This is a genomic window from Streptomyces sp. NPDC001153 (genome assembly GCF_053598315.1).
On the sequence record NZ_JBSFJZ010000029.1, the window covers coordinates 12566 to 37830 of the forward strand.

Annotated in this window: 23 protein-coding genes; 9 read left to right on the forward strand and 14 right to left on the reverse strand. The window is 72.3% G+C overall.

Features of this window, described 5'->3' with window-relative positions:
* Positions 1 to 78 precede the first annotated feature (78 nt).
* The 9 genes from ACWDEN_RS29465 to allB all read right to left on the reverse strand — a co-directional run bounded on the left by ACWDEN_RS29465 (position 79) and on the right by allB (position 9325).
* Positions 79 to 1263, reverse strand: a complete 1185-nt coding sequence (locus ACWDEN_RS29465; protein ID WP_351614529.1) for a cytochrome P450 family protein — start codon at positions 1261 to 1263, stop codon at positions 79 to 81.
* 71 nt (positions 1264 to 1334) lie between these two features.
* A complete protein-coding gene (locus ACWDEN_RS29470) occupies positions 1335 to 2006 on the reverse strand; it encodes a response regulator transcription factor (RefSeq protein WP_351614526.1) in 672 nt (223 codons plus the stop codon).
* An 83-nt stretch (positions 2007 to 2089) separates the two neighbouring features.
* Complete coding sequence (locus tag ACWDEN_RS29475) at positions 2090 to 3373, reverse strand: sensor histidine kinase (RefSeq protein WP_450860751.1); 1284 nt, start codon at positions 3371 to 3373, stop codon at positions 2090 to 2092.
* A 222-nt stretch (positions 3374 to 3595) separates the two neighbouring features.
* Entirely contained in the window at positions 3596 to 3991 is a 396-nt protein-coding gene (locus ACWDEN_RS29480) for a ribonuclease domain-containing protein (RefSeq protein WP_351614524.1), read from the reverse strand.
* Between the two features lie 85 nt (positions 3992 to 4076).
* The gene (locus ACWDEN_RS29485) at positions 4077 to 4988 is read right to left on the reverse strand and encodes a DMT family transporter (RefSeq protein WP_450860752.1); all 912 of its coding nucleotides are present in this window, start codon (positions 4986 to 4988) and stop codon (positions 4077 to 4079) included.
* A gap of 156 nt (positions 4989 to 5144) precedes the next feature.
* Positions 5145 to 5771, reverse strand: a complete 627-nt coding sequence (locus ACWDEN_RS29490) for a dihydrofolate reductase family protein (protein WP_351614520.1) — start codon at positions 5769 to 5771, stop codon at positions 5145 to 5147.
* Positions 5772 to 5867: 96 nt separating this feature from the next.
* The gene (locus tag ACWDEN_RS29495) at positions 5868 to 6677 is read right to left on the reverse strand and encodes an AIM24 family protein (RefSeq protein ID WP_450860755.1); all 810 of its coding nucleotides are present in this window, start codon (positions 6675 to 6677) and stop codon (positions 5868 to 5870) included.
* Between the two features lie 124 nt (positions 6678 to 6801).
* On the reverse strand, positions 6802 to 7941 hold the full coding sequence (gene alc, locus ACWDEN_RS29500; protein ID WP_450860879.1) for an allantoicase: 1140 nt from the start codon (positions 7939 to 7941) through the stop codon (positions 6802 to 6804).
* A gap of 43 nt (positions 7942 to 7984) precedes the next feature.
* Positions 7985 to 9325, reverse strand: coding sequence for an allantoinase AllB (gene allB / locus ACWDEN_RS29505; protein ID WP_450860757.1), 1341 nt, complete (start codon positions 9323 to 9325; stop codon positions 7985 to 7987).
* Between the two features lie 274 nt (positions 9326 to 9599).
* Between allB and ACWDEN_RS29510 the strand changes: the two genes are divergently transcribed.
* A complete protein-coding gene (locus ACWDEN_RS29510; protein WP_351614509.1) occupies positions 9600 to 10394 on the forward strand; it encodes an IclR family transcriptional regulator in 795 nt (264 codons plus the stop codon).
* A gap of 127 nt (positions 10395 to 10521) precedes the next feature.
* Here the strand turns inward: ACWDEN_RS29510 and ACWDEN_RS29515 are convergent, their stop codons facing one another.
* On the reverse strand, positions 10522 to 10839 hold the full coding sequence (locus ACWDEN_RS29515; protein ID WP_351614506.1) for a DUF5955 family protein: 318 nt from the start codon (positions 10837 to 10839) through the stop codon (positions 10522 to 10524).
* 129 nt (positions 10840 to 10968) lie between these two features.
* Here ACWDEN_RS29515 and ACWDEN_RS29520 point away from each other — a divergent pair, with 129 nt between their 5' ends.
* On the forward strand, positions 10969 to 11571 hold the full coding sequence (locus tag ACWDEN_RS29520) for a nucleotidyltransferase family protein (protein WP_450860760.1): 603 nt from the start codon (positions 10969 to 10971) through the stop codon (positions 11569 to 11571).
* A gap of 184 nt (positions 11572 to 11755) precedes the next feature.
* On the forward strand, positions 11756 to 13381 hold the full coding sequence (aceB, locus tag ACWDEN_RS29525; protein WP_450860762.1) for a malate synthase A: 1626 nt from the start codon (positions 11756 to 11758) through the stop codon (positions 13379 to 13381).
* Between the two features lie 3 nt (positions 13382 to 13384).
* Here the strand turns inward: aceB and ACWDEN_RS29530 are convergent, their stop codons facing one another.
* Together ACWDEN_RS29530 and ACWDEN_RS29535 are read right to left on the reverse strand one after the other, a co-directional pair.
* Entirely contained in the window at positions 13385 to 13543 is a 159-nt protein-coding gene (locus ACWDEN_RS29530; RefSeq protein ID WP_351614499.1) for an Rdx family protein, read from the reverse strand.
* 10 nt (positions 13544 to 13553) lie between these two features.
* Positions 13554 to 14468 (reverse strand): HipA family kinase, encoded by a 915-nt coding sequence (locus tag ACWDEN_RS29535; protein ID WP_351614496.1) that lies wholly within the window; start codon positions 14466 to 14468, stop codon positions 13554 to 13556.
* A gap of 479 nt (positions 14469 to 14947) precedes the next feature.
* Here ACWDEN_RS29535 and ACWDEN_RS29540 point away from each other — a divergent pair, with 479 nt between their 5' ends.
* The 3 genes from ACWDEN_RS29540 (at position 14948) to ACWDEN_RS29550 (ending at position 19299) form a co-directional block, all read left to right on the forward strand.
* Positions 14948 to 16414 (forward strand): family 43 glycosylhydrolase, encoded by a 1467-nt coding sequence (locus ACWDEN_RS29540; protein ID WP_450860764.1) that lies wholly within the window; start codon positions 14948 to 14950, stop codon positions 16412 to 16414.
* A 193-nt stretch (positions 16415 to 16607) separates the two neighbouring features.
* Positions 16608 to 18176 (forward strand): DUF1906 domain-containing protein, encoded by a 1569-nt coding sequence (locus ACWDEN_RS29545; protein WP_450860766.1) that lies wholly within the window; start codon positions 16608 to 16610, stop codon positions 18174 to 18176.
* Positions 18177 to 18561: 385 nt separating this feature from the next.
* The gene (locus ACWDEN_RS29550; protein ID WP_450860768.1) at positions 18562 to 19299 is read left to right on the forward strand and encodes a CAP domain-containing protein; all 738 of its coding nucleotides are present in this window, start codon (positions 18562 to 18564) and stop codon (positions 19297 to 19299) included.
* A 7-nt stretch (positions 19300 to 19306) separates the two neighbouring features.
* Here the strand turns inward: ACWDEN_RS29550 and ACWDEN_RS29555 are convergent, their stop codons facing one another.
* A complete protein-coding gene (locus ACWDEN_RS29555; RefSeq protein ID WP_450860770.1) occupies positions 19307 to 20821 on the reverse strand; it encodes an IucA/IucC family protein in 1515 nt (504 codons plus the stop codon).
* An 85-nt stretch (positions 20822 to 20906) separates the two neighbouring features.
* Here ACWDEN_RS29555 and ACWDEN_RS29560 point away from each other — a divergent pair, with 85 nt between their 5' ends.
* From ACWDEN_RS29560 to ACWDEN_RS29570, 3 genes are read left to right on the forward strand one after another with little or no spacing between them, the layout of a single operon-like run.
* Positions 20907 to 22448 carry an IucA/IucC family protein gene (locus ACWDEN_RS29560; protein WP_450860772.1) on the forward strand — a complete coding sequence of 514 codons (1542 nt, stop codon included), beginning with the start codon at positions 20907 to 20909 and terminating at the stop codon, positions 22446 to 22448.
* Positions 22449 to 22457: 9 nt separating this feature from the next.
* The gene (locus ACWDEN_RS29565) at positions 22458 to 23720 is read left to right on the forward strand and encodes a VWA domain-containing protein (RefSeq protein ID WP_351614482.1); all 1263 of its coding nucleotides are present in this window, start codon (positions 22458 to 22460) and stop codon (positions 23718 to 23720) included.
* Entirely contained in the window at positions 23720 to 24520 is an 801-nt protein-coding gene (locus ACWDEN_RS29570; protein WP_450860774.1) for a hypothetical protein, read from the forward strand. The genes ACWDEN_RS29565 and ACWDEN_RS29570 overlap by 1 nt, the downstream gene beginning before the upstream one ends.
* Before the next feature lie 49 nt (positions 24521 to 24569).
* Here ACWDEN_RS29570 and ACWDEN_RS29575 read toward each other — a convergent pair whose 3' ends face one another.
* The gene (locus tag ACWDEN_RS29575) at positions 24570 to 25193 is read right to left on the reverse strand and encodes a winged helix-turn-helix transcriptional regulator (protein ID WP_351614478.1); all 624 of its coding nucleotides are present in this window, start codon (positions 25191 to 25193) and stop codon (positions 24570 to 24572) included.
* Positions 25194 to 25265 lie beyond the last annotated feature (72 nt).

Below are 25265 nucleotides of genomic sequence, written 5' to 3' on the forward strand. Positions count from 1 at the left end.
TCCGCCAACACCTGCCGCGCCGCGGGCTACGCCTGCGAACGTGGCCGCGGCTCGCGCAGGGCTGGTCTCAGAGGCCGTTCACCAGCGCACCGGAAGGGTGCGCATCCCTCTCATCAGCAGGCCGGGCAGCCACTCGCCCGACGTGCCGTCGAGCGCGAGGCCGGGGGCGCGCTCCAGGAGGGCGCCGATGGCCGTGCGGCCCTCCAGGCGCGCCAGGGGTGCGCCGAGGCAGTAGTGGATGCCGTGGCCGAAGGCGAGGTGGCCGCGGGTGTCGCGGCGGATGTCGAACCGGTGCGGTTCGTCGTAGCGCTCGCCGTCGCGCTGGGCGGCGGTGAGGCTGATCACCACATGGGTGCCCTTCTCGATGGCGGCGCCGGCGATCTCCAGGGGCTCGGCGGCGAACCGGTAGGTGGCGCTCTGCACCGGGCCCTCGTAGCGCAGCATCTCCTCGACGGCGCCGTCCAGGAGGCTCATGTCGGCGCGGAGAGCCGCGAGTTGGCCGGGGTGGGTCAGGAGGGCGTGGACGCCGTTGCCGATGAGGTTGACGGTGGTCTCGTGGCCGGCGACCAGCAGCAGGAAGGCCATGCCGCGCAGTTCCTGCGCGGAGAGCCGGTCGCCGTCCTCTGCGGTGGTGCGGATCAGATCGCTCAGCAGGTCGTCCGTCGGACCCGAGGAGCGCTTGTCCTCGATCAGCTCGGTGAGGTACTGGCCGAGGCGGACGATCGCGTCGTACCCCGTCTGTTCGCTGGTCGGCGCGACCACCTCCGTGGACATCGCGCGGAACTCCTCGCGGTCCATGCCCGGCACGCCGAGGAGTTCGCAGATGACGGTGATCGGCAGCGGGTAGGCGAGGGAGGCGATGAGGTCGGCGCGGCCGGCCGGGAGCATCTCGTCCAGCAGTTCGTCGGTGATCTGCTGGATCCGCGGGCGCAGCTGCTCCACCCGGCGCATCGTGAACGCGCGGGTGACGAGGCCGCGCAGGCGGGTGTGCTGGGGCGGATCGGTGGCCAGCAGATGCTTGCCGATCATCTCCTGGTCCATGACGGTCACGCCGATCTTGGCCGTGTCCTTGGCCAGCCGGTTGTCGGCGAGGGCCGCCCGCGCCTCCTCGTACCCGACGACCAGCCAGGCCTCGTCCTCCCAGCCCGGCAGCCGGACGCGGTGCACGGGGCCCTGCTCGCGCAGCCGGGCGTACACCGGATGCGGATCCGTGCGCAGCGCGTCCCCGAACTCCCCCAGATCAACCACGTCTTGCCTGCCCATCGCTCCCCTTCCGGACTCCCCCGAGGCACACCGGGCATCCCCGGCACCAGGACAACGCGCGGCGCAGGCGCTTAGTGCCCGTCCTCCTCGAGGAGTCCGGCGTCGTACGCCAGCAACGCGATCTGGACCCGGTTGCCGAGGCCGAGCTTGGCGAGGACGCGGGAGACGTGCGTCTTGACGGTGGCCACGCTCATGAACAGCTCGGTGGCGATCGCCGCGTTGGCGAGGCCGCGGCCGACGGCGACGGCGACCTCGCGCTCGCGGTCGTTGAGGACGGCGAGCCGTTCACGCGCGCGTGCCTGGCGCGCGTCGGCGGCGCCGCCGGCCGCGTGCCGCATCAACTGCCGGGTGACGGCGGGCGACAGCACGGGGTCGCCGGCCGCGACCCGGCGCACGGCGTCGACGATCTCGGCGGGCGGGGTGTCCTTCAGCACGAATCCGGCGGCGCCCGCGCGCAGGGCGTGCAGCACCTGCTCGTCGGCGTGGAAGGTGGTGAGCACCACGACCTGCGGGGCGTCGGTCCGCGCGCGCAGCCGCTCGGTCGCGGTGAGCCCGTCCACCGACGGCATCCGGATGTCCATGAGGACGACGTCCGGCCGGGTGCGCGAGACGAGTTCCTCGGCCTGGGCGCCGTCCGCGGCCTCCCCGACGATCTCGATGTCCTCGGCCCCGCCGATCATCAGGGCCAGTCCGGCCCGTACGAGCGGGTCGTCGTCGACGAGGAGGAGTCTGATCGGCGTCATGGGGCTTACGTAATCACGGTTGCGCTGCCCGTGTTGCCCCCCTCGGCCCGCCGGGATCCACGGCCGGCCGGCCCAGGGGGGCCTCAGGCTGTGGGCCCGGTGCGGCCCCAGGGCAGCCAGGCCCGTACCTCGAACCCGCCGTCGGCCGTGCTGCCGTGCTCCAGCCGGCCGCCGGCCAGGGTCGCGCGCTCGGTGAGGCCGATCAGGCCCTGCCCGGAGCCGGGGACGGGCGTGGGCTCGGTGGTGGGCGGCGGGTTGGTGACCGTGACGGTCAGGCCCTCGCCCGGGGTGCCGGTGAGGCTCAGGGTGACCTCGGCGCCGGGGGCGTGTTTGCGGGCGTTGGTCAGGGCCTCCTGGGCGATGCGGTAGGCGGTGCGGCCGACGGAGGCGGGTACGGCGGCCGGGTCGGCGACGTGGTGGTCCAACGTGACCTTCATGCCGGCCTCGCGGCACTCGGCGACGAGGGCGTCCAGCGCGGCCAGCGTCGGCTGGCGCCGTTCCCCGGCCGCGTCGTCGGACTCGCCGGCCCGCAGCACGCCGATGATCTCCCGCAGGTCCTGGAGCGCCTCGTGCGCGCTCTCCCGGATCACTCCGGCGGCCCGGGCGACCTCCTCGCGGGGCGCGTCCGGCCGGAACTCCAGCGCGCCCGCGTGCACGCTGAGCAGGGTGAGCCGGTGGGCGAGGACGTCGTGCATCTCGCGGGCGATGGCCTCGCGGGCGAGCCGCTGCGCCTGCTCGGCGCGCAGCCGCGCCTCGGTCTCCGCGCGCCGGGCCCGCTCGCGCAGGCTGAGCAGCAGCAGCCGCTTGGAGCGCACGAACATGCCCCAGCCGATGACGGAGACGCCGAGCAGCACGACGAACACGACGGAAGCCGCGAAGGGCACATCGGGGTCCGGGCGCAGCCAGTAGTAGACGGGTACGAGGGCGAGGTCGGCGCCGCCGATCCAGGCGACGTAACGGAAGGGCCGGTGCACGGCCAGCGTGAACAGGGCGACCGCGCCGGCCCCGCCCGCCGTGGAGGACACGAAACCGACGACGACCATCGCGACGGCGAGACCGACCGGCCAGCGGCGGCGCAGCCAGACGGCACCGCAGGACAGGGCGCCCAGCACCACGTCGGCGACGGCCAGGCCACCGGGCACGTCCTCCTGGCGAAGGGTGACGGCGGACGCCAGGAAGAGGAACACGGCCAGCAGGAAGCAGCAGGTGTCGACGGCCCAGTCCCGTGCGGTGCGCCGGGGCCGCCGGTCTGCCGGGGCGGAGTCCGGGTCGAGCCCGTGCAGCAGGGCGGAGGGCAGCATCCACCGGCGGGGCCACGCTCCGCGCGCCACGGTGTGGTCGAGCTCGTTCTCTGTCACGGTCGACAAATCTATGCAGGGCGCGGGGGTGCCGGCCGCCCGGCAGGGGTTGATCGGCTACCAAAGTCGCGGGCTCGTCGACTTTCGGCGGCCCCACCGGGTGAGCCGTGCCGAGCGTCACCGCCTGACCGGACACCGGACGGCAGCGGGCCGCCGGGGCATCCCCGGCGGCCCGCTCGTGCGTGCGTGGGACCTGTGGCGCTGTTCCCTGGAGTCCTGTCGTCGTCCGGCTCAGCAGCCGAAGTCGATCAGGTTGAACGTGGCGTAGTGGTCGGAGGTGTAGTAGTCCTCCTGGGACTGCTCGCCGGTGACGATGCGCCGGGCACCACGCGTGGGGGAGCCGGGTGTGATCACCGTGTACTCGTGGTAGTAGCCGGAGGACTCGCTGGGCAGGACGCCCTCACGGTTGGTGAAGACGGTGCCGTCCTGCGAGTACGGGTACGGGCCGCCCTGGGCGATCAGGTCCAGGGTGTCGTGGGCCTGCGACGGCAGGGCGCCGTAACAGATGCTGCCGACCGACGAGGCTGCGGCGTCCGCCGTGGTGGCCGAGACGGTGCCGCCCACGAGTAGGGCGGACAGGAGCGCGGCTGCGGCGCCGATGCGAGTGGGGTGTGGGGGGAATCTCATGTCTTCATGATGACGCGCGTAGACGTTGGCATGTCAACGACAAGGTTGAAGATTTTCCCATGAAGTCCGAGGAGTTTTCGGGAAGTTAACCTGCCGCCCTGCGCCCCCACGCGGTCCCCACAAGCACCAGCGCACCGCCCGCGACAGCGAGCGCGCCGAGCCGTTCCCCACCGAGGGCGATACCCGCCGCGGCGGCCCACAACGGCTCGGTGCCGAGCAGCAGCCCCACCCGGGACGGGGAGGTACGGCGGACCGCCCACATCTGCACGAAGAAGGCGAACACCGTGCACAGCGCGGTCAGGAACAGCAGCCCCGCCCAGTCCCGGGCCCCGAACCCGGCCGCGACCGACCAGGGCGCCGGACCACCCGAGGCGGCCGACAGCAGGGCGAAGACGGCGACGGACGCGCCGAGTTGGACCGTGGTGAGCGGCAGCGCGCCGGCGCCCTGGACGGCCCTGAGCCGGGACATGGCGAGGACGTGCAGGGTGCGGGCGAGCGCGGCGAGCAGCATCAGCAGGTCGCCGGTGCTCGGCCGGGTGAAGCCGCCGCCCTGGGTGAGCAGGACGACGCCGAGCACCGACAGCAGCGCCGCGCCGAGGAAGGCCGGGGTGGGCCGGGTGCGGGTGACGGCGGCCTCGGCGAGCGGGGTGAAGACCATGGTGAGGCTGATGATCAGACCGGCGTTGGTCGCCGAGGTCTGCACCACGCCGTACGTCTCCAGCAGGAAGATCCCGCTGAGGATCAGCCCGAGCAGGGCCGCGCCGCGCCACTGGGCGCCGGTGAGCGCCCGCAGGGCCCGGCGTCCGGAGACGGCCAGTACCGGCACGGCCGGCGCGAACCGCAGCACGAGCACGGCGAGGACCGTGCGGGCGGTGGTGATGTCCTTGGCCGCGAGATAACTGCCGCCCCAGCAGACGGCGACGAGCAGGACGGGCAGGTCGGTGTGCCAGGCACGGCGGGGCGCGACGGTGGCAGCCGGTACGGCGATCGACGACATGGGGCGGCTCTCCCGGTCTCCGAAAGGGGGTGCGGAGACGTCGGCGGCTCGCACGGGCGCGATCACCGTACCGGCGGAGACGATCTTCGGCCAGGGGTTTGTGCGCGCGTCCCGGGCGCCTTCAGCAGCGCCTCGGGCGTCCCTTCTCGCCGCGCCTCACGCGCCTTCCGGGAGTTCGTACGACCCGTACTGCGGGTCGCCCGCCAGGTCGTACGACTGGATGGACACGCCCGCGCCGGTGACGCGGCCGTCGGTGTGGCGGAAGCCGGTGGGGACCGCGCCCTCGGCGAACAGGCGGCGGCCGGCGCCGAGGACCACCGGGAAGGTCAGCAGGTGGAGGGTGTCGAGGAGCCGGAGGTCGATCAGGGAGCGGACCAGGGCGCCGCTGCCGTGGATCTGCAGTTCGCCGTCCGTGCGCTCCTTCAGGGCCTGCGCCTCCTTGGCGAGGTCGCCGCCGAGCACGGTGGTGCCGGACCACTGGGGGGCCTGGAGGGTGGAGGAGACGACGTACTTCGGGAGCCTGTTGAGGCGGGACGCGATCGGGTCGGCGGGGTCGGTCACCTTCGGCCAGTAGGAGGCGAAGATGTCGTAGGTACGGCGGCCGAGCAGGAAGGCGCCGGCGCGGTCGAAGACCTCGGCGATGAACCGGCCGAAGTCGTCGTCGCCGTACGGAAAGCTCCAGCCGCCCTGGGCGAAGCCGCCGCTGGTGTCCTCCTGGGGGCCGCCGGGCGCCTGGTACACGCCGTCGAGGGTGACGAAGACGGTGGAGACGAGCTTGCCCATGGCGGTGCCTTCTTCCGGGTGCGGGGTCTTTCGGTCATCAGGTCAGACCCCGCACGCGCCCGCAACTCATCGGTCCCCGTGCGCCACCTCGGTGGCTCAGCCGGCGTGGGTGGAGAACAGTCCGCCGGTCGGGCCCTGCTTGTCGCCGCCCTGGGCCTTCTTCAGGGCGTTGGCGAGGCTCTCGATGGTGAGGGACTGCAGGATCACCCGGCCGTTGCCCTCCAGGGTGGCCAGGGACAGGCCCTCGCCGCCGAACACGGCGTTCATGATCCCCTGGCGGTTGAGGCCGCCGACGCGCTGGACGCCGTACTGGATGCCCTCCTCGAAGGCGACCACACAGCCGGTGTCGACCTCGATGCGGCCGCCGAAGTCCGCCGGGTTGAGGTCGATGAAGTTGCCCGCGCCGGCGATGATCACCGTGCCGTACCCGGTGAACTTCTCCAGGATGAAGCCCTCGCCGCCGCTCATGCCGGTGCGGGCGCCCGCGAAGGCGATGCCGAAGTCGACGGTGGACTCGGCGGCCACGAAGGCGTCCTTCTCGGCGAACCAGGCGCGCGTGCCATCGAGTTCCAGGGCCCGCATCTCGCCCGGGAGCACGCCCGCGAAGCCGACCGTGCCCTCACCGCCCTGGGAGGTGAAGTACTGGAACGCCAGCGACTCGCCCGCGAGCATGCGCTGGCCGACCTGCATGGCGGTGCCCATGGCCTGGCGCAGCAGGCCGCCCATGCCGCCGCCCTGTCCCTGCTGCCCGCCGTTTCCGGACGGGCTGGACAGCCGCGTCTCCATGGTTACGTTCGTCGTCTTGAACAGGAACTTTCCGGCCTCGCAGTACACGGTCTGGCCGGGCTGCAGGTTGACGACCGCCATCTGCATGGCGTTGCCGACGATCTCTTGCTGAAGGGTCACGCGGGAAGAACGCGGGAGACGGACCCGTAAGTTCCAGGGGGCCGGGAAACGGATCCGTGTGGGTGACGCGCGGGGCGCCCCGGTGCTGTCCGGGCCGGGGCGCCCCCCGCGGGCAGGAGGTGGGTCAGCCGCCCAGTTCCTGGTGCCGGGCGGCGAGGCCGGCCGCGCCTTGCTCGGTCAGGGAGCCGTACAGGCGCAGGCGGGAGATGCCGCCGTCGGGGAAGATGTCGATCCGCGCGTGCGTGCCGACCGCGGGCTTGGGGAGCACGAACCGGTGGTTGGTGTCGGGCTGGAGGCGGGTGCGCGGGAGGATCTCCGTCCAGTCGCCGTGCTCGCCGTCCTTCACGGACACCGACGCCCAGCCGGCGCTGTTGCCCTTCAGATAGGCCGTGTCGATCTCGATCGCGCGGATCTGCGACTGGGCGGCCAGCTGGTAGCGGATCCAGTCGTTGCCCTGGTCGCGGCGGCGGCGGGTCTCCCAGCCGTCGTCCATCTTGCGGGAGCGGCCCGGCTGGATGGTGTTGGTGGCCGGGGAGTAGAAGAGGTTGGAGGCGTCCTCGACCCGGCCGCCGTTCTCCAGGGCGACGACGTCGAAGGTGCCGAGGACGGCCAGCCACTCGGGGTCCGGGACGACCTCGCCGTACACGCGCAGGCGCGCGATGCCGCCGTCGGGGTGCTGGTTGACGCGCAGGTGGGTGAAGCGCTGCTCGACGGAGACGGCGAAACCGTTCGCCGCGTGGCCGCCGACGGCGGTGCGGGGGACGACGGTCGTCCACTTCACGTCCTCGCCCAGCAGCTCCTCCGGGGACGGCGAGCCGGGTACGGACGTGCCCTCGACGGAGACCGCCTGCGGGTAGTTGCCGCGGAAGTGGGCGGTGTCGACGACGATCCCGCGGATCACGCCGGGCGCGCCGAGGCGGACCAGCGCCCAGTCGTGGTCCTCGGCCGTCGGCCAGGGGTGTTCGGCACGGGCGCCGCGCCGGCGGCGGGTCTCCCAGCCGTCCATGACCTTGCCCTTGTGCCCGAAGTGCTCGGGGTCGAACTCGGCCGGCTCGGGCACCAGCAGGTTCTCCCGCTGGGCGAAGAACTCGTCGTTGGCGGCGATGACACCGGCGCCGAGCTGCCGGTCGGCGAGGTTGGCGTACTGGGTGAAGGGGAAGTCGGCGGTGCGGTAGTCCGCGTACGGGTCGCCGCCTCCGTAGGGGTTCGCGTCGCCGGTGAAGCGAGCCAGAGAAGATTGATGCAGCGCCGTCACGGTGATCAGGGGTTCCTTTCGGGAGTCGGCCGGTGCGGATGCGGAGGGTGGCTTACCGGGGGCGGGCGAGCAGCGCGCCCTTCGGCTCGGTGAACTCGCCGTCCGCGACGATGCGTTCGCCGCGCAGCCAGGTGGACTTCACGACGCCGTACAGGGTCTTGCCCGCGTACGCGGTGACCCGGTTGCGGTGCTGGAGGCCGGCCGGGTCGACGGTGAAGGTCTCTTCGGGGGCGAGGACGGCGAAGTCGGCGTCGCGGCCGGGGGCGATGGCGCCCTTGCAGGCGTCGAGGCCGACCAGGGCGGCGGTCTTCGCGGACATCCAGCGCACGACGTCCTCCAGGCCGTGACCACGCGCGCGTGCCTCCGTCCACACAGCGGAGAGGCTGAGCTGGAGGCCGGAGATGCCGCCCCAGGCGGTGGCGAAGTCGTCGGTCTTCAGGTCGGCGGTGGAGGGCGAGTGGTCGGTGACCACGCAGTCGATGGTGCCGTCGGCCAGCGCCTCCCACAGCAGGTCCTGGTTGGCGGCCTCCCGGATGGGCGGGCAGCACTTGAACTCGCTGGCGCCGTCCGGGACTTCCTCGGCGGTCAGGGTGAGGTAGTGCGGGCAGGTCTCCACGGTGATCCGGACACCCTCGGCGCGGGCGGCGCGGATCAGCGGCAGCGCGTCGCTGGAGGACAGGTGCAGCACGTGCACGCGCGCGAGGAGGCGGCGGGCCTGCGCGACGAGGCCCGCGATGGCCGTGTCCTCGGCGTCGCGCGGGCGGGAGGCGAGGAAGTCGGCGTACCTGGGGCCGCCGTGCTGCGGGGCGGCGGCGAGGTGGTGCGGGTCCTCGGCGTGCACGATCAGCAGGCCGTCGAAGCCGGCGATCTCCGCCATGGACTGTGCGAGCTGGTCCTGGTCGAGATGCGGGAACTCGTCCACACCGGACGGGGACAGGAACGCCTTGAAGCCGAAGACACCGGCGTCGTGCAGCGGGCGCAGGTCCTTGACGTTGCCGGGCAGGGCGCCGCCCCAGAAGCCGACGTCGATGTGCGCCTTGTCCGCGGCCACCGCCTGCTTCACGCGCAGGTGGTCGACGGTCGTGGTCGGCGGGAGGGAGTTGAGCGGCATGTCGACCAGCGTGGTGATGCCGCCGGCCGCCGCCGCGCGGGTGGCGGTCCAGAAGCCCTCCCACTCGGTGCGGCCCGGGTCGTTGACGTGCACGTGGGTGTCGACCAGGCCGGGCAGCAGGACGTGGTCGCCGAAGTCCTCCAGCCGCGCGCCGGCCGGGACCTGGGCGTCGTAGGGCAGGACGGCCGTGATCCTCCCGGCGGACACGGTGACCGTGGCGGCCCGCGTCCCTTCCGGAGTGATGACGCGCGTCGAGCGCAGGACCAGTTCAGCGTCGGACACCCGAACCCCTCTCTGTACCGCCGTTTTACGCCCCCGGAAAGGGGATTTACACGCACGTAACGGAATTCAACGTTCTGTTGAAGGAGTCTTCACTCCCGCCTCCCCGCCGTCAAGGGGCACACTTCCGGGCGACGCCCGACGGGCACCCACTCTGGACGTTTCCACAAAGCGGAATTAGAATTCCAGCAAGCAGAACGTAGCTACGCACAAGCCGGGAGTCAACCGGCTGCCGGGTAGGCTTCTCACCTCTTGCCAGTCCCGAAAGGAACGCGCCGTGCCGACGTCCAGCGCCAGCACCAACGACTCCGCCAAGCCCTCCGCCGCGGGCGGGGTCCAGTCCCTCGAGCGCGCCTTCGACCTCCTCGAGCGGATGGCGGACGCGGGTGGCGAGGTCGGCCTGAGCGAGTTGTCCGCGACCAGCGGGCTGCCGCTGCCGACCATCCACCGGCTGATGCGCACGCTGGTCGCCTGCGGGTACGTCCGTCAGCAGCCCAACCGGCGCTATGCGCTCGGCCCCCGGCTCATCCGGCTCGGCGAGTCCGCGTCCCGGCTGCTCGGCACATGGGCGCGGCCGTATCTCGCGCGGCTGGTCGAGGAGACCGGCGAGACTGCGAACATGGCGCTGCTCGACGGCGACGAGATCGTGTACGTGGCCCAGGTGCCGTCGAAGCACTCGATGCGGATGTTCACCGAAGTGGGCCGACGGGTGCTCCCGCACTCCACCGGCGTGGGCAAGGCGCTGCTGGCCGGCGTGCCGGACGACGAGGTGCGCGCCCTGCTGTCCCGTACGGGGATGCCGGCCGCGACGGAGAAGACGATCACCACACCCGAGGGTTTCCTCGCCGCGCTGGAGGACGTACGGCGGCTGGGGTACGCCGTGGACGACAACGAGCAGGAGATAGGGGTGCGGTGCCTCGCGGTGTCCGTGCCGGAGTCTCCGACGGCGGCGGCGATCTCCATCTCGGGGCCGGCGGGGCGGGTCACCGAAGAGGCCACCGAGAAGATCGTGCCGGTGTTGCAGCAGATCGCCCTGGAGCTGTCTCAGGCTTTGGCGAGTTCGGGCGCCTGAGAGCCCGGGGAGCCTGCGCCGCGGGCGGGCGCGGGTGCGGGTGGGAGTGCGGGTGTGTTGCGGCTTGACGCGCCCACGCGCTGGAGCCGCACAGGACATGCGGCCCCGCGCCTCCAGGCAGGCACAGCTAGCCCCTCTGCGTCGGTTCGCCGAAGAGATCCACCGCCTCCCGGACGCCCCTCAGACCCCTGGCCAGGGCACTCACGGAGCCGATGGCACCGGCGATCAGTAAAAGGGAGTTGCGCAGACGCGGGATCTCCGGTGAACCGCCGGAGGCCATCGCCGCCAGCGTCGCCAGTTCGTCCTCGGCTATGCCCCGGTCGGGGAAGTCGGACGGGAGCGCGGCGAGTTCGCGTCGCAGCCGGGACACCGCGGTCCGCAGTTCCGACACTCTCGGGTCCTCGTCGCTGCCGGTCACTGACCTCTGCCCCAAGCTCCGCAACACAGCCCTCCCCCTCACACTCCGTCGTGCGCGGGCCAGTAAACGCCACGGCGTCCGGGAGCGCCACAGGGCGGACCGAAATTCAGCCCAAGGAAAGCGGCCGCCGCGTCCCCCGTCAGGTATGCAGGACGCATGACCGACAACCATCGCGAGGAGGTCGCCGGGCTGCTGCTCGCCGCGGGCGGGGGCAGACGGCTCGGCGGGCGGCCCAAGGCTCTGCTGGAGCACCGGGGGCGCCCCCTGGTCGAGCACGCGGTCGGGGTGCTGCGCGCGGCCGGATGCGCGCGGGTGCACGTCGTACTGGGCGCGCGCGCCGAGGACGTGCGGGCGCGGGCCGATCTGAGCGGCTGCGTACTCGTGGACAACCCCGACTGGGCCGAGGGCATGGGCTCCTCGCTGCGCACCGGCCTCGCCTCGCTGGGAGGTACGGGGGTGCGCGCCGCCCTGGTGAGCCTCGTCGACCAGCCGGGCATCGGGCCGGCGGCCGTGGCACGGGTGCTCGGCGCCTACGAGAACGAGAAATCGCTGGTCTCGGCCGCCTACGACGGCACCCGGGGTCATCCGGTGCTGTTCGGCGCGGCCCACTGGCCGGGCATCGCGGCGACCGCGACCGGGGATCGTGGCGCTCGCGCCTATCTGAAGGACCACGCGGCTCAGATCCGGCTCGTGGAGTGCGCGGACGTGGCCGAGCCGTACGACATCGACACCGAGGCCGACCTGCGCCACCTTGAGTGAAGACGGTGGCACTGAGCGCCACCTTGCCTCGACTCAGAGAATCTCGACATCAACAAACCATTGAAGTTCCACAATGAGGAAACTACTATCCACTGTTCAGAAGCGCCTGACCGCACAGCGGGCGCTGTTCGCCCTATTCGTGCCACTAGGCACCCGGTGCCACCGCTGAAGGAAGTGACAGCTCATGTCCGCACCAGCGCCGTCCCCGCTGGCCATCGTCGACGCCGAGCCCCTGCCCCGGCAGGAAGAGGTCCTCACGGACGCGGCGCTCGCCTTCGTGGCGGAGCTGCACCGGCGGTTCACCCCGCGCCGTGACGAACTCCTCGCCCGCCGGGCCGAGCGCCGCGCCGAGATCGCCCGCACCTCCACGCTCGACTTCCTCCCCGAGACGGCCGCGATCCGCGCGGACGACTCCTGGAAGGTCGCCCCGGCCCCGGCCACGCTGAACGACCGGCGCGTCGAGATCACCGGTCCCACCGACCGCAAGATGACCATCAACGCGCTCAACTCGGGCGCGAAGGTCTGGCTCGCCGACTTCGAGGACGCCTCCGCGCCCACCTGGGAGAACGTGGTCCTCGGCCAGCTCAACCTGATCGACGCCTACACCCGGAACATCGACTTCACGGACCCGAAGTCCGGCAAGTCGTACGCCCTGCGGCCGGACGAGGAGCTGGCGACGGTCGTCATGCGCCCGCGCGGCTGGCACCTGAACGAGCGGCACCTGGCCGACGCCGACGGTACGCCGGTCCCGGGCGCGTTCGTCGACTTCGGCCTGTACTTCTTCCACAACGCGCAGCGGCTGCTGGACCTCGGCAAGGGCCCGTACTTCTACCTGCCGAAGACCGAGTCGCACCTGGAGGCGCGCCTTTGGAACGACGTGTTCGTCTTCGCGCAGGACTACGTCGGCATCCCGCGGGGCACCATCCGCGCCACCGTCCTGATCGAGACGATCACGGCGGCGTACGAGATGGAGGAGATCCTCTACGAACTCCGCGACCACGCCTCGGGGTTGAACGCGGGCCGCTGGGACTACCTGTTCTCCATCGTGAAGAACTTCCGTGACGGCGGCGCCCGGTTCGTCCTGCCGGACCGCAACGCGGTCACTATGACGGCCCCGTTCATGCGGGCGTACACCGAACTCCTCGTCCGCACCTGCCACAAGCGCGGCGCGCACGCGATCGGCGGCATGGCGGCGTTCATCCCGTCCCGCCGGGACGCCGAGGTCAACAAGGTCGCCTTCGAGAAGGTCCGCGCCGACAAGGACCGCGAGGCGAACGACGGTTTCGACGGCTCCTGGGTCGCCCACCCCGACCTCGTCCCGATCGCCATGGAGTCCTTCGACAGGGTCCTCGGCGACAAGCCGAACCAGAAGGACCGGCTGCGCGAGGACGTCCACGTCGAGGCGGCCGACCTGATCGCGATCGACTCGCTGCACGCGAAGCCGACGTACAACGGTCTCGTCAACGCCGTCCAGGTCGGCATCCGGTACATCGAGGCCTGGCTGCGCGGGCTCGGCGCGGTCGCCATCTTCAACCTGATGGAGGACGCGGCCACCGCCGAGATCTCCCGCTCCCAGATCTGGCAGTGGATCAACGCGGGCGTCGAGTTCGAGAACGGCGACAGGGCCACGCCCGAGCTGGCCCGCAAGGTCGCCGCCGAGGAACTGTCCGACATCCGCCAGGAGATCGGCGAGCAGGCCTTCGCCGCCGGCCACTGGCAGGAGGCCCACGACCTGCTGCTGAAGGTCGCCCTGGACGAGAACTACGCCGACTTCCTCACCCTGCCGGCGTACGAGCAGCTCGAGGGCTGACGCCTACGCGGTCCTGTCCGAGTGGCCCAGGGGCTTTCCCGGGGCCACTCGGTCGCGTACGAGGCGCTTGACCAAGGTGGTGCGCGGTTCCCGCGCCGGCCAGGCGGCACGGGGCAGCCGGCGGCACCGTGTGCAGTACTCGATCCGTGCGCGATGGCTCATCGGATGTGCCTCAGCCCAGGTGCACCGACCAGTCCTGTTCCGCCGCCGGCTTGCCGTGCAGGTCGGGCACGCGCCTGAGCCAGTCCGGGCGGCCCGCCTGTGTCCTCCGCGCGCGGGCGGCCTCCTCGGCCGCGAGTTCCTCCCGGCTCGGGAAGTCGCCGGGCAGCCACTCGGGCGAGAGCCGTAGGCGTGCGAGAAGGTAGTCGACGTAGGCGTCCCGGACGTCGTCCGGCGTCGCGAACCCGGCGTCCTCGGCGAGCCAGGCGTCCGGCACCTGCGCGACGATTCCGCGCAGCAGCTCCTCGGTCACCCGGGGAGCCAGTTCCGCGTCGGCGGCGCGGACGTCGGGGCCGTAGTGGCCGAGGGCGTGATGGCGGAAGTCGTACTTCTTGCCCGGTGCCGTGGTGTCCCAGCGGTGGTGGAAGACCAGGGCGGCGCCGTGGTCGATGAGCCACAGGCGGGGCGGAACGGTGCCGAGCGTGGGCCAGACCATGAGGTTGGAGCTGTGCACCGTACGGTCGACGTTGACGGTCAGCGCGTCCAGCCAGACGATCCGGCCCGCCTCCAGCGGCTCCACGAGGAAGCTCCTCGCGATCTCCGGGGTGAAGTCCCGGGCGCCCGGCAGAAAGTCCATGCCGAGGTTCACGCCCGCGCTCGCGCCGTGCAGCTCACGCACCTCCTGGTGCGGCTCGCCGGCGGCGATCGCGGGGTCGAAGTGGACGAGGACCAGCTCGGGGAAGCGCAGGCCGAGCGCCCGGGCGAGCTCGCCGACGATCACCTCGGCGACCAGCGCCTTGTGGCCCTGCGCCGAAGCGGTGAACTTCACGACGTAGGTGCCGTCGTCGTCTGCCTCTACGACCCCGGGGACGGAGCCGCCGGAGCGCAGGGGTGTGACGTAGCGGGTTGCGGTGACCTCTCTGAGCATTTTCCAAGGCCCCCACGGTTGTTCGGCTTACATTCCACGGCCGTCTCGGACGCGGTGCGATCCTCCGGCATGAACCGAGCATAGTGACCAGGCGTGACGGCCGAGGAGTCCTTTCCCGCGCGGGTTCCAGCCCATTGACGACCACTCAACCCGTTCCTACACTGCGGAAATCGATTTCATGGCTGTCGATCGACGGCTTCCTCTCCCCCTACGGAGCCCACCATGGTGGACCTGCTCGGACAGCGGCGAAGGCCGCTTCTGCGCACTCTCGCGGCACTGGTCACCCTCGTCCCCGCGCTCCTGCCGACCGCCGCCCACGCGGACCGGGCCGACCGGGAGACGACGCGCACGGCGGCAGTCGGTGCCGCGACCTTCACCAACCCGATCCGGCAGCACGTCAGCGACCCGTACGTCATCCGGTACGGCGGTTCCTACTACATGACCAGCACGGACGGCTGCGACGCCGGCTACCTGTGCGTGTGGAAGTCGGCCACCATCACCGGGCTCGCCACGGCCGAAAAGCACGACGTGTTCACATTCCCGCCGGACAGTCGAACTCGGCCGAGGTGTGGGCGCCTGAAATCCATTACGTGCAGGGCCGTTTCTACATCCACTACACCGCGACCTCGGCGGGCGACGGGTCCGGCCACCGGCTCTTCGTCCTGCAGGCGGCCGGTGGCGACCCGGCAGGCCCGTACACCGAGGCCGACACCGGCTATGCCCACGGACAGCTCCACGAGTCGACCGACCTGTGGGCGATCGATCCGACCGTGTTCGCCGGCAGCGACGGCACGCTGTACATCGCCTGGTCCGGGTGGCCCACCGCCAACGCCCATCAGCAGAACATCTACCTGGCGACGATGAGCGACCCGCTCCACATCAGCGGCAGCCGGGTGCAGATCTCGGCGCCCACCCGGCCGTGGGAGACCGTGGATCTCCCGGACGGCCCCAGCAGCGGCACGGTCGGGTACTTCCCGGTCAACGAGGGACCCGAGGCCTTCCAGCACGCGGGCAGGACCTACCTCACCTTCTCCGCCGGCTTCTGCGGCACCCGCAGTTACGCGGTCGGGCTGCTGACCAACACGGACGGCAATCTGCTCAGCCCCTCGTCCTGGGCCAAGACCGGCCCGATCCTCAAGTACCACGGCAATGTCGCCGGATCCGCCTCGTTCGAGGCCGTCACCTCGCCGGACGGCAACGAGGACTGGTTCCTGGCGCACTCCAACACCCAGGGCTGCGACGCCGGTCGCGAGCTTCGCGCCCAGCGGCTGTACTGGGACGCCCGCGACGGCTCGCCCCTGCCGGGATACCCCGTCGACGACGGAGTGCCGCTCGACGTGCCCTCCGGGGAGCCCGGTTCGGCGCCCTCCGCCGACCCGTACGCCTCGGGCTGGGGCGACGCGTTCGGCGACGCGGCCGAGGGCGACGGCACCAGCGGCCGGAAGGCCGGCACCTGGACCGTCACGGACCCCCGCACCGCGAGCGTGACCTCGCTGGACGGAGTCCGGTGGTCACAGCTCTTCTACGCCTCCAACCCGAACTACGAGAACTACACGGTCTCGGCCGACGTGCGCTGGAGCGCCACCGGCACCACCTCGTCGTACCCCAAGTACGGCATCTACGCCTCGTACGCCGACAAGGACAACCACGTCGAGGTCTTCATCGACCGCACGTACGGGGTGCTCGCCACCCACGCCGTGGTGCAGGGCGTCGAGCAGCCCTGGCAGAACTCGGCCCTGCCGACCGGGTTCGATCCGGCCCAGTACCACACGCTCAAGGTGGCGAAGGCGGGCGCCGGTTACACGTTCTTCCTCGACGGCGCCCAGGCTCAGCAGCGCACCTTCGGCGGCGCGTCCTTCCCGGTACTGCTCAACGGGCAGCCCGGTCTGGTCACCGAGGACACCGCGGCCGACTACCGCGATGTCACGGTCGGCGACACCTTCTGAGCACGCGCTCGGCCGCCCGTGCCACATCTCGCGTGTTCCCGCCGCATAGCTCTTGAAATCGATATCACAGACGCTAGGGTGTGGGCCGGTACCGCGAACACGGCCTTCGGGCAAGGCATCTGACACAGACACAGCGCTCACGGACCCGCACGCTCCCTTGTCATGATCACGTAAGCCGAGAGGGGTCATGTACATGACTAGCTCCAGCCGCGCCAGACGCACGGCCCGCACTGCCCTGGCCCTGCTGCTCACCACGGCATCCGCGGCGCTGACCGCGCACAGCGCGCAGGCCGCGACCACTGCCACCCAGGAGGTGGCCTACCACGGCTACCACCTCCGTGTCCCCGCCGACTGGCCGGTCATCGATCTGGCCACCGAGCCGGACACCTGCGTGCGCTTCGACCGGCACGCCGTCTACCTCGGCCACCCCGCAGGTCAGGAGCACTGCCCCACCCACCTCGTGGGACGCACCGAGGCCCTGCTCGTCGAGCCCCTGGACGGCACCGGCACCGCGACGGTCGACCGCGGCACGCTCGTCGCGGCGAAAAGAACCGCGACCTACGCACCCGGGCCTGCCACCGCGGCCGAGACCGGCGAGATCCGGCTGGCCGTGCCCTCCGCCGGGGTCATCGCCACCGCCACGTACGGCACCGGCAGGGCGCCGGCCGAGCGGATCCTGCGCACCGGGCGGCTCGACGGCCAGGCCCGGCCCGGCGCGAGCCGTACCCGGAAGGCGGCCGCCTCCGCCGCCCTGGACGTCGCCGCACAGCCCGGCGCCTACACCGGCAAGGGCTTCGACGCGTGTGCCGCCCCGAGCACCGCCACGATGAACGCCTGGGGTGCGTCGCCCTACCGGGCCGTGGGTGTCTACATCGGCGGCAACAGCCGCGCCTGTGCCCAGCCCGATCTCACCTCGTCCTGGGTGAGCACCGTGACCGGCAACGGCTGGCACCTGATCCCGACGTACGTCGGCTCCCAGGCGCCCTGCACCTCCTTCGGCCACACGGTCTCCACCGATCCGGCCACCGCCCGCAGCCAGGGCACCGCGGAGGCCGACGACGCCGTCTCCCAGGCACAGGCGCTCGGACTCCCGGCCGGCAGCGTCCTCTACGACGACATGGAGGGCTACGACAACACCAACTCCTCCTGCGGCACCGGCGTCCTGAACTACCTCTCCGCCTGGACCGGCGAACTGCACGCGCGCGGCTACCGCTCCGGTGTCTACTCCAGCGCCGGCTCCGGCATGCGTGACCTCGCGGCGCAGTACACCACCGGCGCCTACACCCTCCCGGACCACATCTGGTACGCCTGGTGGAACGGCGTCGCCGACACCGACGCCGGCACGTATGTGCCCGCCGCGGACTGGGCCGACCACCAGCGCATCCACCAGTACTCCGGTGGCTCCGACGAGACCTGGGGCGGTGTCACCGTCGACATCGACGGCGACTACCTCGACGTCGACGGCGGAGGCAGTGCTCCCCCGCCGTCCACCAAGTACTGGGTGGACACCTTCGCCAACCCCCCCGTGTACGCCTCGCCCACCAGCACCACCCGGACCGGCACCCTGAACGCGGGCACCAACTACGTGTACTGCAAGGTGTGGGGCCGTCAGATCGGTGACACCACGACCTACAACCACTGGTGGCTCAAGACCGACCCCGACACCGGACCGGCGGGCCAGTACGTCTCCGCCTACTACCTCACCCGCTGGGGCAACGACGAGGCCAAGGACAACAGCGGCACCGTCATCCCCGACTGCTGACCACCGCGCCTCCGGCGGGCCACCGCCCGCCGGAGCAGGCCGGCAGAGTGATATCCATCACAGCGGACTCGGCGACTAGGCGTCCTGCATAGTAGACACGGCTCCGATGACATAGGGGATTTGTCCGGCTTGCCATCGGCATGAACCGCTCCTCGGGCCACGGCACGACGCCCGCTCGGCGCCTTCCCGTATTCGCCGGGCACATCCCTTCCCTGACGGGCCGCCAGGCGTCAGCAAACGTCGCGGCAGCGAATGCGACAGCTCTTCGCTCGGCTGACAAGAGCCCTCCGGGCCTACTAGGCGCGGTAGTGGAAGCTGCCCTTTGCGCTCCTTGTGAAGCCCTCCCGAAAATGAGCGCCCGGCGATCACCGAACGAGGTTGACGAATGGCCAAGCACCGCAAGTCGCAGCAGTACCGGCGCATAGTCGTCGCCGCCGTCGCCATCGGAACCGTGGGCGTGCCGTCCGTCGCGCTGGCCTGTTCCGACTGGCCGTACGGCGGCAAGGACCGGGCCGACGTCGCCGCGACGGGCACACCCCGGCAGCCGGAGCACCACGGTCACCGGCACCAGCACCATCACCACCGCAACGACCACCGCCATGCGGGCACGCCGCAGGCCACCGCGTCCCCTACGCACCGGCCCACCGCACACCCGAGCACCAGCACGAAGGCCGCGGCCCCCACGCCCCGGCCGACCGCCGCTCCCAGCACGGCCACGCCCACGCCCACGCCCTCGGCCACGGCGTCCGGTGTCACCGCGCGCGTCGTACAGCTCGTGAACGCCGAGCGCGCCAAGGTGGGCTGCCGTCCCCTGACCGTGAACGCGGAGCTGACCAAGGCTGCGCAGGCGCACAGCGCGGACATGGCGGCCCACCAGAACATGTCGCACACCGGGTCCGACGGGTCGTCCCCGGGCGACCGCATCACGCGGGCCGGCTACAGCTGGAGCGCCTACGGCGAGAACGTCGCCTACGGGTACGCCACCGCGGACCAGGTCATGACGGGCTGGATGAACAGCCCCGGACACCGGGCCAACATCCTCGACTGCTCGTTCCAGGAGATCGGCGTCGGTCTCGCGCAGCCGGGCAGCTACTGGACCCAGGACTTCGGCGCCGCCCGCTGAGCGCGGGTCAGCCGCCCGCCAAGGGGTTCGGCAGCGGCAGGTAGCGGGCGTCCGCGCCGTCGGCTCCGGTCCAGCGCAGCAGCAGGTTGGTCTTGCCGGGCAGCGTGGGCGAGGTGAGCAGGGCGGGGATCTCGGGGAGGTCGTGCCGGGCGAGCTCGCGGCGGGCGGCGGGCCAGGGGTCGAGTCCGGGACGGTGTTCGGCGAGGGCGGCGGCGATCTCGGTGAGGTGGTTGACGACCAGGCAGTACACCAGCCGCTCCCAGCCCGCCGCCCGGGTCACGTCCGGCATCAGCTTGGCGCCCTCGGCGTCCCGGTACAGCACCTGGACGGGCGTGCCGGCCGCGTCCACGGCGACGAGGGTGTTCTGCAGATGGGCCTCCAGGACGACGCCGTGGCCGTCGAACGCCGTCAGGGCGGGCGGCACGACCTGGCGCAGATAGGCCTCCCACCAGGCCTCCGGGTCGGCCGCAGCGGCCAGCGGACTGCCGTCGAAGCCCTCGACGAGGCCGGCGGCGAGCAGCGGGGTGGCACCCGGCAGCAGGTGGCCGCGCAGGCCGTCGCGGACCAGGACGGCGAGCTCCTCGAAGGCGAAGGCGGCCGTGCGGTAGCCGCGGTCGCTCAGCCAGGCCGCGGGCGGGCCCATCGCCGCGAAGGCGTGCCGGACGGCCGTGTCGGTACGGCGCAGCCTGCGCAGGTCGTGGCGCCACAGGCGGCGGATGTCGTTGGTGATGCGGACGTCCAGGCTGAACTTCAGGAACAGGTCGCGCCGGGGCTCGTACACCGTGCGGATCGCCGCCGTCGGCCAGGTGTCGAAGGCGGTGGTGCCGAGGCGCAGCAGGCGGCCGTCGGCGAAGGCCTCCGCCAGTTCGCCGCCCACCAGTTCCAGCTGCCAGGGGTGGGCGGGCAGCAGCCGGTAGCCGGGCGGGGCAGCGCCGAGCGCGTCCAGTGCGCGGGTGTCGCCCTCCTCGGCCACCTGGTCCTCGCGGACGCCGAGCAGCACCAGCGGGAAGCGGGCGTGTGCCTCGGGCGCGTACGGCAGCCAGGAGGCGACCGGGCCGCCGCCGCGCGCCTTGGGCGCGGGGTGGTGCGGGTGGCCGCCGATCAGGGACTGCTCGGACCGCAGATACGGGTCCGCGGGCGCTGTCGCCCCGGCGCGGGCGGTGAGCAGGGCCGCGACCGCGTCCCGGCTGTCGAGCATCTCGGCGGGCAGGTCGCCGCCGGCCAGCCCGGTGTGCCGGCGCAGCTCCTCGGCGACCAGTTTGACCAGTTCGGAGTGGCCGACGCGGCGCCAGGTCCCGGCCGCGCACACCTCGGGATCTGCGGGGCGCCGGCCGGCCCGCACGCGCAGCAGCCGCCCGCTCGGCAGCCGGTGGACCCGAAGGTCGCCGGGGTGCCCGAGCGGCTCGGCCACCTCGCGCAGCAGGCAGTTCAGCAGGGGCGCGGCCGCGTAGGCGTCGGCGCGGCCGTCGACGGCTCCGGTGGAAGGCGCTCCGGAGGAGGGTGAGGAGTCCACGCGATCCATTCGTTTCGTCCGGGGTGGTCGCGATCAGTATGTCTGTCGTCACCGACAATCGTCCTTCGTGCGCCGTGTACCCGAGGAGCCGACCGTGCACCGTCCCCCCGCCGCCGAAGCCCAGGTCGCCGAGGAGCTGGCCGCCGTCCGGCCCGGGCTGCTGCCCCGGTACGCGGCCGAGCTGCCGGGTGCGCGCGCCGCGGTGCTGACCCGTCTGTGGCGGGCGCTGGCCCATGAGCCGCTGCCGTGGGTCACCGGCCGCCGGCAGGGCGCGCACAGCCTGGCGCTGCGGCTCGCCGACGGCCGGACGCTGTACGGGCCGCACGCGGACCCGTACGCCACGAGCGCGTACGTCACCGGGGTCCGCCTGGACCGGGAGCGCCAGGTGGATCCGGCCGGGCTGATGACCGCGCTCGGGGTGCCGCACGGCGCCGCGTTCGCGGCCGAACTGGCCGACAGCGTGGCCTCGTTGGCGTTGTCGCGGGCCGACGCGGATCACCCGAAGGAGTGGCCGGTGGGGGTCCCCCCGGCCGAAGGCGGGGGGCGGGACTGGGAGTGGGAGCAGCGGGTGACCGACGGGCATCCGTACCACCCGGGCTGCCGTTCCCGGCCCGGTTTCTCGGTGGCGGACCAGCTGGCGTACGGCCCGGAGCACCGGCCGGTGGTGGAGCTGGGGACCGTGCCGGTGCCGGCGGACGAATGCCTGGTCACCGGCGAGTGGCCGCGGGAACTCCGGGACGGCGAACGGCTGCTGCTGCCGGTGCACCCGTGGCAGGCGGACCACGTCCTGAAGCGGCCGTACACACCCTGGCGCCCGGCCCACCCGCTGCTCTCCCTGCGCACCCTCGCGCTGCCCGACGGCCCGCATGTGAAGACCGCGCTCAGCGCCCGGCTGACGTCGTCGGTGCGCGACATCTCCCCGTACTCGGTCGCGGCCGCCGCGCCCCTGTCCGCCCTCGGCGAGGAGCTGGCGGCGCGCACCGAGGGCCTGCTGCACGTCACCCGCACGCTGGGCGCGGTCTCGGCCCACTCCCCCGACCTGGCCGCGCTGCTGCGGGAGTCGCCCGAGGGGTACGCCGGTCCGGGCGAGCGGGTCGTCCCCGTGGCCGCGCTCGCCACGACCGGCCTGCCCGGCTCCCCCGCCTGGCTGGCCGCGTTCACCCGGCTGGCGCTGACCGTGGGACTGCGCCTTCTCGACCTCGGCGTGGCCCTGGAGGCGCACGGCCAGAACCTGCTGGTGATCCTGTCGTCCGACGGCACCCCGCTGCGGCTGGTCTACCGCGACCTGGCCGACATCAGGATCAGCCCGGCCCGCCTGACCCGGCACGGCATCGCCCCGCCGCCGCTGACCGGCCGTCTGATCACCGATGACGAAACCGCCCTGCGCCGCAAGCTGTTCGGCTCCCTGGTGGCGGGCGCCCTGGCCGGTACGGCGGGTTCGGGCCCCGCACTGGGAACGGCGCTGGCGTCCGCCGTAGCGGACCTGCCGGACACCCCCGACCTGCGCGCCCTGCGCGAAGGCCCCCTGCCCGCCAAGGCGTTGACCCTGATGCGGCTGTCCCCTCAGGCCCCGGGTGACCGGTGGACGTCGCTGCCGAACCCGCTCGTTTTGGAGCACGACCCGTCTGCTCCATAAGATCCGGCGATGATCACAAGACAACGGCTGGCGGCGGGCGTCTGTGCTCTGCTCGCCGCCCTGGCGGCCGGGATCGCGTTCCCCGGCGGGGCCGTCGCCGACGAGACGCAGGCGACCGCCCCGAAGGTCGAACTCGTGCTGGACGTCAGCGGTTCGATGCGGACGCGGGACATCGACGGGGACTCCCGGATGGCAGCGGCGAAGCAGGCGTTCAACGAGGTACTGGACGCGACCCCGCAGGAGGTCCAGCTCGGCATCCGCACGCTGGGCGCCAACTACCGCGGCAACGACCGCAAGGAGGGCTGCAAGGACACCGCGCAGCTCTACCCGGTCGGCCCGCTGAACCGGACCGACGCGAAGACGGCGGTGGCCACGCTGCAGCCGACCGGCTGGACGCCGATCGGGCCCGCGCTGCTGAAGGCGGCGGACGACCTGAGCGGCGGTACCGGTACCCACCGAATCGTGCTGATCAGCGACGGCGAGGACACCTGCCAGCCGCTCGACCCGTGCGAGGTGGCCCGCGAGATAGCGGCCAAGGGCATCGGCCTGACCATCGACACCCTCGGCCTGGTGCCGGACGCCAGGACCCGCGACCAGCTCAGCTGCATCGCGGACGCGACCGGCGGCACCTACACCGACGTACGGCACAGGCAGGAACTGTCCAGCCGTGTCGGGCAGTTGGTGGACCGGGCGGCCGATCCGGTGGTGACGCCGGTGGCCACCCAGGGCGCCGCCCGGTGCGAGGCGGCGCCGACCCTGAAGTCCGGGCTGTACACGGACCGTGAGGAGTTCGGGCAGCAGCGCTGGTACAAGGTCGACGTCGAACCGGGCAAGGAGCTGCGCGCCTCGGTGAGCGTGGCCGACGACCGTGCCGTGAACCCGGACTACGGCGTGCTGCTGCGGGCGGTGACCCTGCACGGACGGGAGATCGTGCGCGGCGAGGCCGCGGGGACCGGCCGTACGGACGTCATCTCGACGGGTCTGCGCTACCCGAAGCCGGAGAGCGACGACGACAACGCGCCCGCGGAGACGGTGTGTCTGCAGGTCACCAGCTCCTTCTCGGCCGCGTCGGGTGTGAAGACCACGCCGGGTCTGCCGCTGGAGCTGACCGTCGACGTCGTGGACGGGCCGTCCGGGCATCACGACGTGGCCTCCTTCGGCCTCGGGCGCGGCTGGTGGCTGCTGGGCGCGCTGGTGCTGACCGGCTTCCTGGGGGGTCTGCTGTGGGGCTGGCTGTCGCGCTGGCGGGTCGCGGTCTGGAGGACGAACTGATGCGGATCACACGTGTACTGGGCGCCGCGCTGCTGGCGCTCGGGATCGCGGCCGGACCGGCCGCGGCCGACTCCTCCCCCTCGCCGAGCGCCTCATCCGACGGCTCGGCGCCCACGCGGGCGGGCACCTCCTTCCGTACGGCGACGGAGATCCGGCAGGGGGATCAGGCCACCGCGTCCGGCTCCACCGGTGACTACCTGTACTGGTCGTTCCCCGCGGACACCGGGCAGCGGCCCACCGTCAAGGCGACGGTGAAGCTTCCCGCCACGCACGGGGCACAGACCTGGCAGATCGACGTGTACGACGGTCTGCGGCGCCGCCAGGCCTGCCAGTACGGCGCGGCGACCGGCACGGCCGAGCAGGGGGCGTCCTCCCTCGAACTGGCCTGCGTCCTGCGGACGGTGCGCGGCTGGTCGGAGCCCTGGGGCAACGACCCGCTGCCGGGCACGTACTACATCCGGCTGACGGTCGTGGACCTCGGCTCCGCCGACCTGGGCAAGCCGGTCGGCGTCGAGGTCCGCGCCGACGCCGAGGACATCGGCGGCGCGGCGGCGGTGGACGGCTCGCTGGGCAAGCCGCTGGTTCCCGGCATCGCCGTCAAGTCGGAGCGGAGCGGCGGCGGTTCGAAGCCGGCGGTGCTGTCCAGCTTCGGCTCCGACGACGGCTGGTCCTCCGGGTGGTGGACCGACCGGTGGGTGTGGACGGCGATCGGGGGCGTGCTCGCGGCTGTCGCCGGTATCGGCGGCTATGCGCTGACGCGGGGGTCCGGTCGGCCCACGCGGGTGCCGGCCGACGTGTGACCCGACGTGCTCGAAGGCCCGCCTCCGGCGGGCCTTCGCTGTTCCGTTCTCACTCCCGCAGCGCCTTGGCCGGCGGGCCGTCGCCGGTCACCGTCACCCGCCCGTCCCGTACGGCGTCCCTCAGGCCCAGCTCACCCCGGGCTACCGCCTCGCAGGTCGCGGCGTCCATGGTGAGGCGGGCGTCGGGCTCGCCCGGTGCCGGCCCGTCGCCGTACACCGGGCCCCCCTCCGCACCGACCCGCAGATGGAAGTCCCCTTCCTCCAGCCGGACTTCGACCAGGCCCTCCCCTTCCAGAGCCCGCAGCAGCGGCAGGGCGAACCAGTGGGCGCGGACCGCGTCGGTCGGCCGTCGCTCTTTCAGCTCGGCCTCGCCCCACCGCCCGAGCGCCTGGAGCACCGGCAGCAACGCGCGCCCGCGATCGGTGAGTTCGTACACGTAGGCCGCGCCGGGCGGGGGCAGCCTGCGGCGGGTCGTGAGGCCGTCGCGCTCCATGTCCTTCAGCCGGGAGGCGAGTACGTCCGTGCTCACGCCGGGCAGGTCCGCGTGCAGGTCCGTGTAGCGGCGGGGGCCGGCCAGCAGCTCCCTGACGATCAGCAGGGTCCAGCGGTCGCCGACGAGGTCGAGGGCGCGGGCTGCGGAGCAGTACTGGTCGTAGCTTCGGCGAGGTGGCATGCGACGCAGTCTAGACAAGATGTTGGACTTTCCAAGCGTCCACTTGGTAAAACCAAGTAACACCAGTTTCCG